Origin of the sequence: Cytobacillus sp. FSL R7-0680, assembly GCF_038009245.1 — a bacterium.
Classification (GTDB): domain Bacteria; phylum Bacillota; class Bacilli; order Bacillales; family Cytobacillaceae; genus Cytobacillus; species Cytobacillus kochii.
The window spans coordinates 191,797-209,187 of the sequence record NZ_JBBPAO010000001.1 but is presented as its reverse complement, the minus strand read 5'-3'; the positions used below and the strand labels follow the sequence as shown (position 1 = coordinate 209,187).

Sequence of the window (17,391 nt, the reverse complement as noted above, 5' to 3'; positions counted from 1 at the left end):
CAATTGTTCTTCAATTAAGAATAAATATAGTAATATTAGGAAAATATGACAAGAGAGTAAATACCTAAATATTCAGAAATTTAAGTATAAAAATCAAAACCTGTAACAAACCACTACTTTTCACCTAATGATTTATTATTCCTATCTTATCATTCGTTTACGTAACAATTTGCTATAAAAGTAGAAAAAAGCCCCTGTCTTCAAATGATATAGAGGGCTTTTTGGACTATTACTATTTATTCATTTATAATTCTGTTCTAATCATCCATAACTCAGGGAAGAACTGTTGATCAATGACTTTCTTTAGATAACCGACGCCAGATGAGCCACCTGTACCTTTCTTGAAGCCTATTATTCTCTCTACTGTTTTCATATGCCTAAATCTCCATTGTTGAAACGAATCCTCAATATCTACTAGTTTCTCTGCTAATTCATAGAGCTCCCAATACTTCTCGTTATTTAAATACACCGATTTCCATGCTTCTTTAACCGATTCATTATATTCATAAGTATCTTCTACATCTCTACAAAGTATCGTCTCATCAATTGTTAATCCATTACGCTGTAAACAATGGATACTGACATCATAGAGACTTTTTGCTGCATATGATTTCAACAACTCTTCTTTCAAGTCAGCATCTTTTTGATAGATTTTTAGCACATGCGGTGTTTTATACCCTAGTGCGAATTCTATCATACGATATTGATAAGATTGAAAGCCTGAAGCTTGGCCGAGGAAAGGTCGAAACTCGATATACTCAGATGGTGTGAGAGTAGATAGAACGTCCCAAGCCTGTATAATTTGAGATTGTGTTTTCGTTACCCTAGATAAGCATTTTTGTGCTGTCGACAAGTCATCAGCTTCAATGGCTGCAATACTTGATTGAATTTCATGTAAGATAAGTTTCATCCATAATTCAGATACTTGATGAATAATAATAAACAACATCTCATCATGGTGACCAGACAACCTTTTTTGCGCGCCCAGTACTTGATCTAGTTGCAAGTATTCACCATATGTCATATTCTCATCGAATGCGGTATGTATCCCATTTTCATTCTCAAACGGGGGCTGCCCCTGTTTATTTGTCATCATGCACCCCCTCCTTCTAATTTTCTTATTACTGCTCTTACTGGACTGCCATCCCCGCCTTCAATTCTTAGTGGAAGAGCAATCAGTTCATAGTCTCCCTGTACAATATCATGAACAACGATATTTTCTAGTATATGAATATTATGTTGATGGAGCTTATGGTGAATAGGTAATGCTTTACTATCCAATTCATCCACTGACGGAAAATCAACACCAATCAGTTCCACCCCACATTTTTTTAAATATAACGGGACATCTTCACTGATGACAGGGACCCTTGTTGGAAAATGCTTTGGCTTAGGCTCACTACTCGTTTTGATTAATAGTCGCTTTACATTCTGTAATGGGAATTGGTCTAATAAGGCGGTTGTGATTCTTTCTTCACCTGATAAATCAATCAGTTTAGCTCTACCAATATACAAATTAATATCTAATTCATTTGTCTTTTTACCATCTTCTATAAAATGAAACGGTGCATCTACATGGGTACCGATATGTATACTTGTAGACAGTTGACCAATATTAACCGAACCAGTCTCTTCTCTCGTTGCAGATAAGTTAAAAGAAAAAGCTTCATCTCCTGGCCAATGTGCCATCCCATTGTGCAGTGGCTGAGAAATATCTATCCAATGTCCCATCAGGCAATCACTCCTCGTATATTTTCGAACTTTTTATATGTTTCCTCTTCCATGATTTTCTTCAATATGTTTATTGCACGCCATACATCTTCAAACGAATTATATAAGGACACAGGTGCTAAACGGATTCCATCTGGCATGCGAAAATCAGGAATAACACCTTCCTCCTTTAAAGCTTTGCAAATTCTCGCAGCCTCTTTATGCCCAAGTAAAATATGTGCCCCTCTACTCTCATCCGTGCGGTTGTATAGTTGAAAGGCAAAAGGTTTTAATTCATAGTGAATTAAGTCCATCATATAATCTGTTAATTGCAAAGACTTTTGCCTAATAGCATTAATCCCAACTTCATCAAACATAGAAAGCGCTCCCAATAATGGTGCCATACTTAAAATTTGTGGCGTGCCCATTTGATATGCACTTGCGTCATCTGCTACAGTCATCTCATGTTCCATGTCAAATTGCTTCTGTTTATGAGAACCAAACCAGCCAGCTAAGCCAGGAGCTGTTCCATGATGACATTCATTGATATATAAACCACCTACAGCACCAGGTCCACCATTTAGATGTTTATAATTGCACCAAAAGGCAAAGTCAACATTCCATTCTGTTAATGAATGGGGAATGGCTCCAATGGAATGACATAAATCAAAGCCAATTAGTATGTCTCTTTTATGAGCTTCTTCGACTAACCTTTTCATTTGGAGAATTTGTCCACTTCGATACAATACACTAGGTAAAATAATGAGTGCAATTTCTTCATTCATCGCTGCAATAATATCTTCTTCGCGAATAAATTGACCATCTCTACTTTGAATACTAATAAATTGTTCCTCTGAATAGCCTCTCATACGAAGATGACTTTTGATCGCATAAATATCAGACGGAAAGTTTAGCTCATCCGCGATAATCTTATTTTTACCTTCTTTTGGTTGGAAAAAGGTAGCTAATATTTGATGCAAATTAACTGTCGTAGAATTAGATGCGATAACTTCTGCTTTCTTAGCTCCTACGAGCTTGGCCAAGCTTTCCCCAATTGTTTCGGCCATATAATACCACGGAGCCCCTCCCTCGGTCCAACCATCAATTGCGTATTCCTTCCATGATTGAACTACTTCATTTAGTGATTTTTCAGCTCTTTTAGATAATAACCCTAAAGAGTTTCCATCTAGATATATTAAATCGTCTCTCAGGTAAAATTCCTTACGATATTTTGCCAGTTGATCTTGTTGGTCTTTCTCCATTGCAAACGCAAGTGAGTATCTGTTCAAGTAAACACAACCTTTCTGAAAATTATCTATATCGCGAAAATTATAGCTAACTTCTTTCATCTTTGCAATGAATAACCGTTTAAATCATTTATGTCAAAAAACGCACAATCTAATTTTGCTTACAAATTGTTAACCTATTTTGATATAATAAGTAGTAATACACTATTAGGGGGAACTATAGATAATGAAGAAAATTTTTGCAGCTATACTTACTGCAGCACTTGTCTTTTCACCAGTAGGAACAACAATCTTCCAAGACCAGGTTTCAACTGTTGAGGCGAAATCTTATAAATCAGGTAAAAAAGGTGTAAACTTTAATAAAAGCACGACAAACAATAATAACCAATCGAACGTTCAAAATAATCAGCAACAAAAAAACAACACAGCAACAAATCAACAACAAAAGAATAATGGTGGTTTCTTTTCTGGCGGATTAATGAAAGGACTTATGTTAGGTGGACTAGCGGGATTATTATTTGGTGGCCTGTTTGGAAATATGGGTATGTTAGGTAGTATTCTTGGTTTACTTGTCAATGTTTTAGCTATCGTCTTTGTCATTATGATTATTCGTAAAATCTTTACGATGATTAAAGATAAAAAGAAAAAACAGGAACCAAATCCATGGAACAATTAATTATTCCTGAACAAGATATTGTCAATGCATTATGTGTGTACATTTCTCGTAAAAAACAAGTGAAGCTAGAAGAAGTCGAAATTGAGCTCATGTATGATGACGATTATGGTTTCTCTGCCGAATCTCATGTTGGCGGCCGCAAGCAAGTCTTGATTACAGCGAATATGATCGAAGCATTAAGATTATGGTTAGATGAATTTCTTAATCGCGATCCATATGCAGGTATAAACCTCGTACTCGACGATGAACAAGGAATTATCGCTGTTGTACAATAAACAAGTTTTGTAAAAAGAGCATCCGTAAAGGATGCTCTTTTATTATTGGTATATAAGTTAAATCACCTTTGTTTGTTTAGTGATTACTTCTTTTTCTTTTGCTGGTTTTTTTGACCAGTACGTAGCTAAAATAGGACCCGATATATTATGCCAAACAGCGCCTAAAGCACTTGGAATAGCGGCAACTGGACCAAAGTGAGCAGTTGCTAACGAAACACCTAACCCTGAGTTTTGCATGCCCACCTCAATAGCAATCGCTCTTCTCGTACCTTCATCCATTTTGAAAAGCACGCCAGCCATGTATCCTAATAGTAAACCTGCTGCATTATGGAGCATCACCGCAATAAAGACAGAAAGCCCAGAAGAAGCAATTTTCTCAGCATTCCCTCCTACAACAGCGGTAACGATAATAATGATTGCTGTAACAGAAATAAGTGGAACAACGTTTATACTTTTTTCTACGATAACCGGGAATATTCTCTTCACTACTAAACCAAGTATAATAGGAACGATAATTACTTGAACAATTGATACAAACATACTCCACGCATCAACGGGCATCCATTGACCTGCTAGAGCTAAAAGTATGAGCGGTGTAGCTATTGGTGCAATCAAAGTGGATAACGATGTCATTGTTATCGATAAGGGTACATTTCCTTTTGCTAAATACACCATGACATTAGATGCTGTACCACCCGGGACTGACCCTAATAATACTAATCCCGCTGCTAATTCTGCCGGTAATTGCATAAGGTAGGCAATAGCGAAAGCTGTCAAAGGCATTATTGTAAATTGTGCTACAAAGCCCAGTAAAACTGGGAGTGGGTGAGAAAATACTAATTTAAAGTCTACCGGTTTTAATGTTAAACCCATACCGAACATGACTACGCCAAGTAACAAGGTGATATATCCACCGAAGACTACGAATAACGGTGGATAGAGATAAGCCACAACTGCAGCAATAATAACAAGAAAAGCAAAATACTTTCCTGCGAGATTACTAACGGTTTCCAGAATCTTCAATTAACTCTCCCCCTCCGAATTAAAAGGAATAACCTTATTTGGGTTTAAGATGTGATTTGGATCTAAGACATTCTTAATGTTCCTCATCACTTCTAATGCCTTCCCATGCTCTTGTTCTTGATATTTCATCTTTCCTACCCCAACACCATGTTCGCCAGTACAAGTGCCACCCTTTTCTAAAGCATACAAGACAAGTTGTTCATTGAAATGTTTAGCTTTGTTTACTTCTTCTTCATTATTCAAATCAATCATCACAAGCGAATGGAAGTTTCCGTCTCCTACATGTCCCGTCAGGCCACCAATTAAATTAATCTCATCTAGGCATTTTCTTGCATAAGTAACGGCACCCGCTAATTCTGAGATCGGTACACATACGTCTGTTACCATCATTTTCTTTCCTGGATAACCGTGTACATAAGCGTAGGCTAAATTATGTCTTGCATCCCATAATAGGTTACGAGCAGCCGTATCTGTTTCAAATGTTATATCTTGACAATGGAAATCAGCTACAATTTCTCTCATGAATTCTACATCTTGTTGAAGCCCTGCTTCATTACCATGAAATTCTAAAAATAGCGTTGGCTTAATCTCGTAATTAGTCTCACTAAAAAGATTCACTTGATTAATTGAAGCTTCATCTACCAATTCAACTCTGCCAATCGGAATGCCAGCTTGTAGGATACCAACTACAGCACCAACTGCATCATCAATTGTAGGAAAGGTTGCTCTACCAGCCATTTGGAATTCTGGAATACCGTACACTTTTAACGTCAACTCAGTAAAGCAGCCTAAAGTCCCTTCTGACCCGACAAATAGTCCATTTAAATGATAGCCAGAAGAAGATTTGGCGGCTAAACTACCGGTATGTATGATCTCCCCATTAGCTAAAACCACTTCTAAATCTAGTACTTGATCTCTCATTACACCATATTTAACTGAAGTGGTTCCACTTGCATTGGTTGCTGCCATCCCGCCTAATGTAGCATCAGCACCTGGGTCAACAGGGAAAAACAAACCGTATTTTTTTAACTCTTTATTTAGTTGCGAACGTGTCACACCAGGTTGAACTTTTACTAAAAAGTCTTCTTCCTTAACTTCTAAAATTCTATTCATTTCAGTAAAATTCATCGTTATTCCCTTTTTGTAAGGAATGACATGTCCCTCTAAACTCGACCCAACCCCGAAAGGAATAATGGGCGTTTGGAATTCTCCCGCCTTTTGTATAATTTGACTTACTTCACTAGCATTTTTGGGATAAACAACAATATCAGGATGACTACCTTTATGATAGGATTCATCTTTACTATGTAAGTCAAGAATGGTTTCATTAATAGATACTTGTTCATCTGTTAAAAAACTCAATAAAGCGCTTACTAATTCTTGATTATTCGTTTGACTGCCCTCTGTTGTTTTCATTGTTTAGTCTCTCTCCTTACAAATCAAAATTGTACAGACCAATTATTGAATTTTGAGAAAATTGGTCTAACATGTTCTCATTGTACAAGAAAATTCAAAAAAATCAATAATTAAAAATTTAAAATTGCTGCATTTTCCCTTTTTTTGTATGATGATATGAAAGGGAGTGGAAATCATGTCGCAAAAGAAAAAAATACATATGATTATTACAGAACAATTAGAAGGATATATTATCAATCAACAACTATCATCAGGAGATCGCCTCCCCCCTGAAAGAGTACTTGCAACTCTCTTTTCCTCTAGCAGAACATCAATTAGAGAAGCATTGAAAATTTTAGAAATGAAAGGTGTCTTAGAGATTCGGCAAGGTAGTGGAACATACATTAGATCAGTTGATTGTTTAACTTCTGAAGCACCTATCCTTTCTGCTAATCCAAAGACAAATATATATGAAATGTTAGATTTACGAAAAGTTTTAGAAGTGGAGTGTGCTGGTTTGGCATCATCTAGAGCGACATCAACAGATATAGCCAATATCCGCCATTCGCTTTTAGCGATGGAAACGGCATCCACGCCCGAAGACGGCATCCACGCGGATTTTCAATTTCACTTACATATCGTTTATGCGTCACACCATTCTATATTTATCAAACTCATGACTAACCTTACTGAACATATGAAAAATACTATAAAAGTAACGAGGTCAAACCGGTTTGCAGAAGACAATAAACGGGAAAAATCTACTATGGAAGAGCACCGTGATATTTATTTAGCAATTGCATCAGGAAATGGGAATGAAGCGCGGCAATTAATGAGTAACCATATTAATAGGGTAAGAAAAGAATTAAGCGAATCAATGCTTTTCAATGAACAAGCAGAATCCTACTTATAAATAATAAAGTCGGCTAAAATAAACCTACTTGATGTTTGGAGGAATAATAATGAAAACTATTTATGACTTTGAAGTAAAAAAAACAAATGGTCATACAGAACAGTTAAAAGATTTTGCAGGAAAAGTAATCCTAATCGTTAATACTGCCAGTAAGTGCGGCCTTACTCCTCAGTTTGAAGGATTGCAAGAGCTATATGAAAAATATAAAGATAAAGGCTTTGTCATCCTTGGTTTTCCATGTGCTCAATTTAACAACCAGGAATTCGCTAATATCGATGAAACAACAGAGTTTTGTCAAGTGAATTATGGTGTCTCCTTTCCAATGTTTGCAAAGATAGATGTAAACGGTGATAACACAGAACCACTGTTTTCTTATTTAAAAGAAGAGAAGAAAGGTGTACTTTCAAAGAATATTAAATGGAATTTCACCAAGTTTCTTATTGACCGGAATGGGGAAGTATACGACAGATACGCACCAACAACCGAACCGGAAAAATTAACGAGTGACATTGAAAAATTGCTCTAAAATTAACATAAGGAATCCCCTATTAAATATAGGAGTTTCCTTATGTTCTATTTTCTATGATCAAAAAAAGGCCCCCATTCGGAACCTTTTATTATATCAGTTTATTTTTTCTTTTTAGATAATCTACCGAGTAAGAATGCACCAGCAGCAACGCCAAGAATAGTATTTGTCTTTTTATTAAATACTTGTTTTGCAACGAGATTGATGTTTTGTGGTCTTTCTGCGAGACGTCGCATGTAATAACCGTACCAGTCATCACCAAACGGAATATATGTGGTAAAATTGTAGCCTTCTTTCGCAAGCTCTAATTGCATTTCTTTTCTGAATCCATATAACATCTGGAATTCAAATTGATCATTTGGAATATCGTGTTCCTTTACAAATTTCTTCACATGATTAATTACATGATGATCATGTGTTGCAATCGACGTGAATTTACCATGTAACAAATGATATTCTATAAGTTTAATATAGTTGCTATCAATCTCTTCCTTCGCAGTATAAGCAACTTCAGCTCGTTCTTTATATGCACCTTTTACAATACGCAAACGATAATTTTTATATTTTTCTATATCTTCTATTGCTCTATAAAAATAGGCCTGGATAACAGTCCCTATATTATCATAACTTTTTGATAATTCATCCAATAAATCAAATGAAGGTTGTAAACGGCCATGATCCTCCATATCAAAATTGATAAAGATGCCATATTCATGAGCCTTACTTACTATTTCTTTTAAGTTCTCCAAACAAAAGGAGTAATCAATGTCTAAACCTAATTGAGATGGTTTTAACGAAATATGAGCATCGACTTCATGCTCATGAATCGCTTCAACAACTGCTAAGATTTGTTCTTTTGCTGCAGTCGCATCCTCTTTTTGATTAACAAATTCCCCTAGATTATCGACTGTACATGCGATACCATGGGCATTTAATTCTTTAATCTTAACAATCGCTTCTTCAATATTTGTACCCGCAACGACACTTTGAGCACCCAGTTTTAAACCATATTTTTTTGCTGCACTATTTAAAAATTGATTTTGAGATAAGCCTATAAATAGATCTTTCAGCATAGCGATTACTCCTTGTCTATTAATTTTCACATGGTCATTATATCATAAATTAGCAATAAAAATTATTTTGCGAATAATTATTTTTTTCCTATATTTAAGAAGAAACAATGATTTCTTTCTTTAAAATAACTGTACCACTAAAAGAAAGGAAACAAACCAAAAAATTATATTTAAAAAATAAATAAAGGCGGATAAGAAGAAATAAATATGTCCATTTCTAATAGTTGTATATATGTATGATAATTGCGTGGGACGAAATCTAGGGAAGCGCATTGACAAAAATCAAAACAAACAACCGAATGAAGAAAAATGATCAATTCCATAAAAAAACGAACAAACACTATTCCCTAGTATTTGTTCGGATTCTCATTTTGCATATTCCCTTGTTCCTCAGTAACCTTATAAATCAGAGATAATAATATATGTTGCATTTATGGGTCCATGTACACCGACGACTAAGTTCATTTCAATATCAGCAGAATTACTTGGTCCAGTTATAAAGTTAATACAACTAGGAATTACTCCTGTTTCTTTTATTTTTTCCCGGATATAGGCAGCTGCTTGTGTCATTCTCGGTACGATAGAACTTCTAGGTACAAGTATAATTGATTTTTCCGGTAAGAAGCTGACTGTCCTGCCTTTGTGTTTATCACTAAATAATACGACAGTTCCCGATTCTGCAAGGGTAATCTCGCTAATCGTTAATCCGATGTTTGCTTTTTCAGCTATTGCTATATTTTCTACTTCAACTTCATGATTCCATTCATAGTACGCTACCCCTTGCTTATGCAATTCATCAAGCTTGGCTGTTACTCCCCATGCTTTTAATCTACTATCACGCCAAGTTACGATGGATTCACCGCCGTAATCTGACACTCGGTCTTCTAATGTTTGCGGCAAGTTTGATAGATTTGTTTCAATCAAGTCCGTGTGAATTAATTTGCATTGGTTCTTTAAGACCGAAATTAATTCGGACTGCGATGCCCCCTTTAACACCCGCTTTTGTGGGGCATATTTCCACTCGGGTTTTTCTATCTTCTTCCTCACTTCTTCTTTTCCTAATCGTGCTGCAATTTTCTTAAGAAATATATCTCTATTTTCAATCGCCATGATTCTTTTCCTCCTTGCCCCTTTGTTTAAACCAGTCACGGAATCTTTCCTTTTGCGGAGCAGGAAAATCACGGATTTCCGTCCACGCCTTTAATGGACCGACACCTTTTGTTAGCTTTGTCCCATCAGAAAATGGCCCAACAGCCTTTGAGGCAAATTTCCCACCCATTTTATATAAAGCAGGAGAAGCTGCTCCAAGACCAAAAGCTTTCATCGCTAACTTTTCAGAAATGGGGGCTTTTCCTTCTTTTTCAACAATGACTTGCCTATGTTTATGAAGAAGGTCATGCAATGGTATTTTCACCGGACAAACCTCAGTACACGCCCCGCACAATGTGGAAGCATAAGGAAGTTCTTTATATTCTTCATAACCACCGAGTAATGGAGAAAGTACTGCACCAACTGGACCTGAGTAGATAGAACCGTATGAATGTCCGCCTACATGACGGTAAACGGGACATACATTTACACAAGCGGCACAACGTATACATTGGAGGATCGATTGGAATTCTCCACCTAAAATATTTGAACGACCATTATCAACAATAACTAAATGAAACTCTTCTGGGCCATCCACTGCTCCCTCTTCTTTTGGGCCACTTAAAACGGTAACATAACTTGGTAATTTCTGTCCGACTGCACTACGAGAAAGCATTCCTACTAATACTTCTAATTCTGTAAACGATGGCACAAGTCTCTCCATTCCCATAACAGTTATTTGTGTATCGGGCAAAGAAGTTGATAAGTCGGCATTTCCTTCATTCGTTACGAGGCAGATTGAACCTGTTTCAGCGACGGCAAAATTACATCCAGTTATACCTATATCTGCTGTTAAATATTCATTTCTTAGCATTTTCCTAGCATGTTGTGTTAATTCCTCCGGTCTATCTGTCCCCTGGTAACCTAATTTCCTGGTAAACACATCTCTTACTTGTTCTTTATTTTTGTGTAGTGCTGGAGCAACAATATGTGATGGAAGGTCATGATCATCGATTTGCAAAATATATTCACCTAGATCTGTTTCAATGACCTCACACCCAACCGATTCCAAATGATGATTGAGATCGATTTCTTCTGTCACCATTGACTTCGACTTTACTACTTTCTTAGCATTTTTCTTCTTAATTACACCTTTAATGTAATCATTAGCCTCTTCTGGTGTTTGCGCGAAAAAAACATGTCCACCTAACTTTTCTACATTTTCACTTAGTTGAAACAGATAATAATCTAGATTTTCTAATACATGTTGTCTAATTTCTTCCCCATGTGCTCGCCATTCTTCCCAATCGCCTAATTCATTTGCTGCATCCTGTCTACGCACTTCCAAGCGATCTTGCGCCCCTGAAACCGCCCCTCTCATAAAGCGATTTTCTAAACCAGACGCTACTCGATCAGTAAATTGCTCATTTCCAATCCTCATTGGCATATCAATCACCCTATCTTTCTGTTCTACTATTTAATACTTCAGCAATATGCATCACTTTCACTGGTTCGCCCACTCTATCAATTCGACCGCCAATATTCATTAAACAGCCACCGTCAGCGCCAATTAAAAGCTCTGCTCCTGTTTCATTAATATGGGCTACTTTTTCATCTACCATTTGCTCTGAGATGGCCCCCATCTTTACAGAAAATGTTCCACCAAATCCACAGCATTGACTTTTATTTGGCAATTCTGTAAACTCTAATCCCTTTACATGTGATAATAATTTCATCGGCGCTTCTTTTACACCTAACAATCGTGTCATATGACAGGAAGTGTGATAAGTAGCTTTCGCCTGATAGCTTGCGCCTACATCCTCAACTTTTAACACATCAACGATAAACTCTGTTAATTCATACGTTTTTTTAGCTAATTTTTTCGCTTGTGGCCCCCAATGTGGATCGTCTTTAAATATTTGCTCATATTCATGAAACATATAGGCACATGAACCAGATGGACAAACTACATATTCAGAATGACTAAAGGTTTCTATCATCCTTTTCATTGCATCCCTTGATTCTTTTACGTAACCACTATTGTAAGATGGTTGACCACAACATACTTGATTTTCAGGAAAATCCACCTCACAGCCAAGCCTTTCTAATAATTCTACAGTTGCTACCCCTGCTTTACTGTTAAACATATCGACTAAACAGGTAGCAAAAAGTGAAACCTTCATCTTAAAAACCCCCTTATCGCGCTAATAAATAATCAGATAACTACTATCTATCGTACCATTGTTTGTATATTTATTAAATTCTAAATATTAATACGTTCTATTCATAAGACGAATAAAAGATGTATCTTTTAAGGTAAAAAGAACGTTTCCAATGGTAAGCTAGATGAAGGAGCCATTGTAAAGGTGAAGAGAACGATGTATATCATTCATTACTTAGGAATGTACAAAATGAAGGGAGACCGGCAAAACCCATTTTTCTAAAGCTTTCATTTTGTACTTTCCAGTTGAGAAAGACAGAGATAATCCTGCAGTTACGTGGATTCTACGGGAAGCGTGCCAGCATTTCAGCTAGAGTGAGTGAGCCATACATTATCCTATTCACTTCTTATGAAATGCCTATATTTCACATTGTTGCTGAGGCCATTTTTCTAAATCTGTTGTTTGAAATTGCACTTTTCTCAAAATTTTTTTATACTCCACCAACATTTGTAGCATCTATTTCGTTATCTATATGAAGCTGAGAAGAAAAACTACTTTTCCATGGAATAAAGGTGATTGTATTGCAATCTATTTATATATCATTGCGGGATGATTTATATAAATTTGCTTCGTCTATTGCTTATGATGAGCATGAAGCACAGGATTTGATCCAACAAGCTTTAGAAAAGGCCATGCATTTAGATGATTTGTCTTCTTGGCCAAAATATAAGCAAAAAGCTTGGTTTTACCGTGTCATGAAAAATCAATTGATTGATCAGCGGAGAAAATTCAAACGAGAAATGAATATTGACCAAAATGAAGAAGTAATTTTACCTACCTTTATGAAAACCTCAATTGAAACGGTAGAGTTACTTAGTCAATTATCAGCTATTGAAAGTGATATCATTTTCAAAAAATACTGGATTGGTTTAAAAAGTGATGAAATTGCTATAAAGCTTGGTTTATCAGCTTCAACTGTTAGGTATCATTTAGCAAAAGCAATGAAAAAACTACGAAAGATCTTAGAGGAGGAACAATAATAATGGGAAAAAAATATAGTAATGTCGGGGTTTTAAATCTTATCCAAGCAACTGAGGAAAGCATTCAAGAAATAGAAAAGATTAATAATGTAGGGTTACTCGTCTATTCACAAAAGAATGCATACCTCGTGCCAAAATTAAATGTAAAAAATATTGGCCAAACCATTATGGTAGAGAAGAATGTGAAAATGGCTAACGGTGTCTACAAGGTTGATTCTGCTTATTTAAAAATTGTAGATGACAATGAAACGGTGTTTATCAATGGAGCAGTCATTGTGAATGTAGATGTCACACTAGAAGAACTTCTGCAAAAAAACATCACATTTATTGTCAACGGTATCATCTACTCTCCATCTCACTTGAACGGCGCTATTCAATCCAAATTATTAACAACAAATGGTACATTAGTCAGTTATGAAGGGCCAGAACCTAAATTAGAAAATGGAAACCTTCATTTAACAACAGGATATTTAGAAGGGTTACGTGAAGGCACAAATCTATTAGTAAACGGGATAATAACAATTGATGAGCATGTTGATTTAACATTATTGAAGGAAAAGATCGCGAGGTTAGATATTAACGGTACGATTCGTTATTATGATTTTCAGCAACCTTTAATCTCAGGAAAATTAAGTATTAACGGTAACCAAAACATTATCCCAAAAGGCTATCAAGTACTCTCAACTCAAACCCATTTAAATAAACATAATATTAAGAGATATAAACAACAATCGATTTATACAACTAAACCTATATTTATTGATTCAACTATAACTAGAGAAGGATTGAATGAAGCATTCTCTTCTATTCATTCTTTATCTTATATCTTGTGCCCAGAAGGTACAGAAGATATTCTTTTTGAAAAATTAGCCAATCTCGAAAATGAAGTTTTTGTTTATGTTAAAAACTATATAGCAGTAAAAGAGGAGACATGGTTTTCGACTAACTTTAAGCAGTTAGATCCACAAACAACAATAATCATACAAGATCAACTAACAATAAATGACACGTTAACTCATGCAGATATTGACCATATCTCAGAAATTATTTTAGCAGGGGATATTTTAGTTGTAGATGAAACAACAAAAGTGATATTAAAGAAAAAGATCAGTCAATCTTTTAAAGGTGAAATACATGTTTTACAAGATCATGATGAGCGAATAGCAACTAATATTGGCGAACTTGTTTTATAAACCATGGATCATTATACTCTTGAAATAGCGAAAATCAAAATAGAAGAATTGCTGAGTACAGTGGAAACTCGCACTCGGCAGTTCCCTTCATCATGGCAACCACAAGAAGTTGCGCGTTCCATATGGGAAATCAGAGGATACAGTAGGTTATTTATCTCTTATTGTCTATCAATGATTGGTCAATGGTTTGATATGGTAGCAATTATGGTCCTATTTGGATATGTATGGCAAACGAGTTCTTTTCTACTTGCTTTCATACCCATTGCTTATGCTTTACCACAAGTTTTATTTTCTCAATTTTCTGGCATCTTTGTACAAAAGCGCAATAAAATTATCCTTATGGGATGTGCTGATTTAGTAACGGTTTTCTTTACAATTTTGCTATTCTTTGCAAACACTCCTTGGTTAGCACTCATTTTATTGGCACTTCGATCTTTTGTCGGTACTGTTCACTTTCCTGCTCAACAAGGTTTAGTTCATGAGCTCATTCCAGCTCATTTAAAACTAAAGGCCGTTTCTTGGAATGGAGGTGTGAATCAAGCAGCAAAAATCATTGCACCATTAATAGGTGGTGCATTACTCACCTTATTACCTGCAAAACATTTACTACTATTTAACGCATTCGCTTTTATGATTTCTGCTTGTTTATTATTTTCTTTAAGAAAAATCATACAAACAAAAGCAAAGTATACACAATCACCGCGTGAAACAGTTGACAATACATTTTTAAATCAATGGAAAAACAGTTGGAAAAGTTTATATCGTGCTCCAACTTTAATGATTGTCTTATCATTAAATATAGTAGGAATGTTCATTATCCAATTAGTTGATGCACAATTCCCTGCGCTATTTCAACTAGTTGCGCCAACAAAACCTGCATATATGACATTATTGATTGCAAGCATTGGATGCGGTTCAGTATTAACAATCTATATCATTAGTAAAAAAGAAAGGTTTGTGCGCTTAGAGAGATGGCTTAGTTTAGCCCTTCTTAGTCTTGGTTTAGGGTTTACTGGCCTTGGTTTTTTAGAAAAGGGCTTTTCCCTTAGCTATATTCTCCTCCTTGGTGTCTTGTGCGGAATAGGAACTGGCATTTCTATTATTATTACTAACTATTGTATACAAACAATTCCACAGGAAGACGAAGTGAGTTCCATTGCTGGTATTTATCAGTCATTAACAAGTTCGACGATTTTCATCTCTCCTCTTGGGGGAGCCTATCTTATTCACCTTTTTGGGATTCAAAATATATTCTTAGTAAGTGGCTTATCTCTTATTATTTTAACTTTTTTACCTTTTCTCATGAATAAAAAGACAGCTATTTACACATTTGTTAAAAGTAATAAAAGCTAGGTACAACTATGTGTACCTAGCTTTTACTTAAATAAATTTTGTTTGATTTTTACACAAATGGGTAAATAAGTAGGACAGAAATAAATAGGAGTGTTGATCATGTTAACAACAGCGGAACAACTTCTTTTTCTTCGTGATTTATACTATTTAAAAAAACTCCTACAAAAAACACCCAAACATCAAAGAAAGACAAAGGACCAAATAGCTGAGCAGATTCTATTGATAGAAAGTGTTGTACAGTTTAAGATAAAAAGTTAGACTGGATTGAACAACACTTCTGTCCTCATTTTTATAAAAAATTTAGCATACCTTTTCATTTACCCATTAAAGATTCTTTCTAATCATCACATATCTTGAGCAATTGAGGTTAAATTCTCTGCTGTAAACGCTACCTCTTCAAACCCTTTTCCTAAAAGATGGACTACGTTAACAATTCCATCGATTTCTTCCATAATCTTTTGATTCTGTTGCATCGTATCTTTCATTGTACCAACAATATATTCAAAATGTTCTTCTGTCGCCTTCATATGAGATTGACCGTTTTGGACTGTATTACTTACTTCTTGAAGTGATTCACTTAATTTATCGATTTGTCCATTTGTATTAGCGATTAATTGTGAGACATTTTCTACAGACGATCTTGTTTGATCCGAAAGTTTTCTCACTTCCTCTGCCACTACCGAAAACCCACGTCCATGTTCGCCTGCTCTAGCGGCCTCAATAGCAGCATTGAGGGATAATAAATTCGTCTGACTCGATATATCCGTTACAATTGTAGTAATTTCATGCATTTCATCCATTACATACAATAAACTTTTAACATCTTGTTTAATTTCTGCAACAGAGTCGACAATCGTCAACATTAATTCACCTTGTTCATTGATAAATTGCTTGCCGTTTTCAGCATACTCCTTCGCTTTTAGAGAAAAATCTTGCCCCTTCTCAGCATGCTCGACTACTTCTTCTGCTTGAGCAATTAATTCTTGGAAAGATGCGTTAGTTTCCTCAGAAATGGCTGCAAGGGTTTCTGTTTCTGTTGCTACATTTCCCCTTATTTCTTGTTTCTTATCTTCTTCTCTTGCTTTTAAAGTCTCTATTTCTGTATCATAAGCCTCTAAGACCAGCTGTTGTTCAAAGCTAAAAATTTTCGTTACGGCAGCAATTAGAAGACAGCAATCACGCGAAGTAAGTTCCATCTTTTCTACAAGCTGGATAATCGATAATAATAATCCTTGGAAAGCAGACATATACCATTTTGTTTGTAAGCCTATTTTCACATGTACATGGGCAATCCGTAACCGCTTCGCCACATACTCTTCATTTATTATACCGGCAAACATTTCTTCAATATGTACCCTCAATGTTCCTTTTAAACGCTCTACCGTACTATAATCTTCAATAATTTCAATAAGTGATTGCTCTTTGTAAATATTATCATAGAATTGATTAACTAATTGTTCACTGTGCGTTTGAATGATTGGCTGCATCTTGTTTATGAGACCTAAATCAGTTTCACTTAAATGAATTAATTCCATTTGTCGTGTGAACTTAGATGCGTCACCAAGGTCCAATACACCCTTTCCTTCTTCAACCTCTTCATTTAACTTTTTACTCGTTCTTTTTTTAAACAAACTCATGAATGCTTCCCCCGAATGATTTAATAGGTAAATTATACTATTAATATCGGTTGTTTTTGAAATAATTCCATATTCTTTC

At 35.5% G+C, this 17,391-nt stretch carries 18 protein-coding genes; 8 read left to right on the top strand and 10 right to left on the bottom strand.

Features of this window, described 5'->3' with window-relative positions; all coding sequences use genetic code 11:
• Window positions 1-244: 244 nt before the first annotated feature.
• The 3 genes from kynA to kynU are packed head-to-tail and all read right to left on the bottom strand — an operon-like array spanning window position 245 to window position 2,972.
• Window positions 245-1,096: a tryptophan 2,3-dioxygenase gene (gene kynA, locus MKY26_RS01030; protein WP_095370047.1), complete on the bottom strand. Its 852-nt coding sequence runs from the start codon at window positions 1,094-1,096 to the stop codon at window positions 245-247.
• On the bottom strand, window positions 1,093-1,731 hold the full coding sequence (kynB, locus tag MKY26_RS01025; protein ID WP_095370048.1) for an arylformamidase: 639 nt from the start codon (window positions 1,729-1,731) through the stop codon (window positions 1,093-1,095). The genes kynA and kynB overlap by 4 nt, the downstream gene beginning before the upstream one ends.
• A complete protein-coding gene (gene kynU, locus MKY26_RS01020; RefSeq protein WP_341098658.1) occupies window positions 1,731-2,972 on the bottom strand; it encodes a kynureninase in 1,242 nt (413 codons plus the stop codon). Before kynU ends, kynB begins: the two co-directional genes overlap by 1 nt.
• 211 nt (window positions 2,973-3,183) lie before the next feature.
• On the opposite strand from kynU, the gene MKY26_RS01015 reads away from it, so the two are divergent.
• Together MKY26_RS01015 and MKY26_RS01010 are read left to right on the top strand one after the other, a co-directional pair.
• Window positions 3,184-3,633, top strand: coding sequence for a hypothetical protein (locus MKY26_RS01015; RefSeq protein WP_095370049.1), 450 nt, complete (start codon window positions 3,184-3,186; stop codon window positions 3,631-3,633).
• A complete protein-coding gene (locus MKY26_RS01010) occupies window positions 3,621-3,908 on the top strand; it encodes a YxcD family protein (protein WP_224935623.1) in 288 nt (95 codons plus the stop codon). The genes MKY26_RS01015 and MKY26_RS01010 overlap by 13 nt, the downstream gene beginning before the upstream one ends.
• A 57-nt stretch (window positions 3,909-3,965) precedes the next feature.
• On the opposite strand, the gene MKY26_RS01005 is transcribed toward MKY26_RS01010, so the two are convergent.
• Together MKY26_RS01005 and MKY26_RS01000 are read right to left on the bottom strand one after the other, a co-directional pair.
• Entirely contained in the window at window positions 3,966-4,931 is a 966-nt protein-coding gene (locus MKY26_RS01005; protein WP_307318035.1) for a bile acid:sodium symporter family protein, read from the bottom strand.
• Window positions 4,932-6,347, bottom strand: a complete 1,416-nt coding sequence (locus MKY26_RS01000) for an FAD-binding oxidoreductase (protein ID WP_095370052.1) — start codon at window positions 6,345-6,347, stop codon at window positions 4,932-4,934.
• Window positions 6,348-6,522: 175 nt separating this feature from the next.
• Between MKY26_RS01000 and MKY26_RS00995 the strand changes: the two genes are divergently transcribed.
• Both MKY26_RS00995 and MKY26_RS00990 read left to right on the top strand, forming a co-directional pair.
• Window positions 6,523-7,239 carry a FadR/GntR family transcriptional regulator gene (locus MKY26_RS00995; RefSeq protein ID WP_233435279.1) on the top strand — a complete coding sequence of 239 codons (717 nt, stop codon included), beginning with the start codon at window positions 6,523-6,525 and terminating at the stop codon, window positions 7,237-7,239.
• A gap of 49 nt (window positions 7,240-7,288) precedes the next feature.
• Window positions 7,289-7,765, top strand: a complete 477-nt coding sequence (locus MKY26_RS00990) for a glutathione peroxidase (RefSeq protein WP_307318038.1) — start codon at window positions 7,289-7,291, stop codon at window positions 7,763-7,765.
• Window positions 7,766-7,866: 101 nt separating this feature from the next.
• Here the strand turns inward: MKY26_RS00990 and MKY26_RS00985 are convergent, their stop codons facing one another.
• From MKY26_RS00985 to MKY26_RS00970, 4 genes are all read right to left on the bottom strand, one after another.
• On the bottom strand, window positions 7,867-8,838 hold the full coding sequence (locus MKY26_RS00985; RefSeq protein ID WP_341091856.1) for a proline dehydrogenase family protein: 972 nt from the start codon (window positions 8,836-8,838) through the stop codon (window positions 7,867-7,869).
• 399 nt (window positions 8,839-9,237) lie between these two features.
• The gene (locus MKY26_RS00980; protein ID WP_341091852.1) at window positions 9,238-9,948 is read right to left on the bottom strand and encodes a LutC/YkgG family protein; all 711 of its coding nucleotides are present in this window, start codon (window positions 9,946-9,948) and stop codon (window positions 9,238-9,240) included.
• A complete protein-coding gene (locus tag MKY26_RS00975) occupies window positions 9,938-11,374 on the bottom strand; it encodes a LutB/LldF family L-lactate oxidation iron-sulfur protein (protein WP_095370056.1) in 1,437 nt (478 codons plus the stop codon). Before MKY26_RS00975 ends, MKY26_RS00980 begins: the two co-directional genes overlap by 11 nt.
• Before the next feature lie 10 nt (window positions 11,375-11,384).
• Complete coding sequence (locus tag MKY26_RS00970) at window positions 11,385-12,110, bottom strand: (Fe-S)-binding protein (RefSeq protein ID WP_341091849.1); 726 nt, start codon at window positions 12,108-12,110, stop codon at window positions 11,385-11,387.
• 551 nt (window positions 12,111-12,661) lie between these two features.
• Here MKY26_RS00970 and MKY26_RS00965 point away from each other — a divergent pair.
• The 4 genes from MKY26_RS00965 to MKY26_RS00950 all read left to right on the top strand — a co-directional run bounded on the left by MKY26_RS00965 (window position 12,662) and on the right by MKY26_RS00950 (window position 15,933).
• The gene (locus tag MKY26_RS00965) at window positions 12,662-13,129 is read left to right on the top strand and encodes an RNA polymerase sigma factor (protein WP_233435280.1); all 468 of its coding nucleotides are present in this window, start codon (window positions 12,662-12,664) and stop codon (window positions 13,127-13,129) included.
• A gap of 2 nt (window positions 13,130-13,131) precedes the next feature.
• Complete coding sequence (locus MKY26_RS00960) at window positions 13,132-14,322, top strand: hypothetical protein (RefSeq protein ID WP_341091846.1); 1,191 nt, start codon at window positions 13,132-13,134, stop codon at window positions 14,320-14,322.
• A 3-nt stretch (window positions 14,323-14,325) separates the two neighbouring features.
• A complete protein-coding gene (locus tag MKY26_RS00955) occupies window positions 14,326-15,675 on the top strand; it encodes an MFS transporter (RefSeq protein WP_341054893.1) in 1,350 nt (449 codons plus the stop codon).
• A 99-nt stretch (window positions 15,676-15,774) separates the two neighbouring features.
• Window positions 15,775-15,933 (top strand): hypothetical protein, encoded by a 159-nt coding sequence (locus MKY26_RS00950; protein ID WP_157733759.1) that lies wholly within the window; start codon window positions 15,775-15,777, stop codon window positions 15,931-15,933.
• An 86-nt stretch (window positions 15,934-16,019) separates the two neighbouring features.
• Here the strand turns inward: MKY26_RS00950 and MKY26_RS00945 are convergent, their stop codons facing one another.
• Window positions 16,020-17,312, bottom strand: a complete 1,293-nt coding sequence (locus MKY26_RS00945) for a globin-coupled sensor protein (RefSeq protein ID WP_095373500.1) — start codon at window positions 17,310-17,312, stop codon at window positions 16,020-16,022.
• Between the last annotated feature and the right edge of the window lie 79 nt (window positions 17,313-17,391).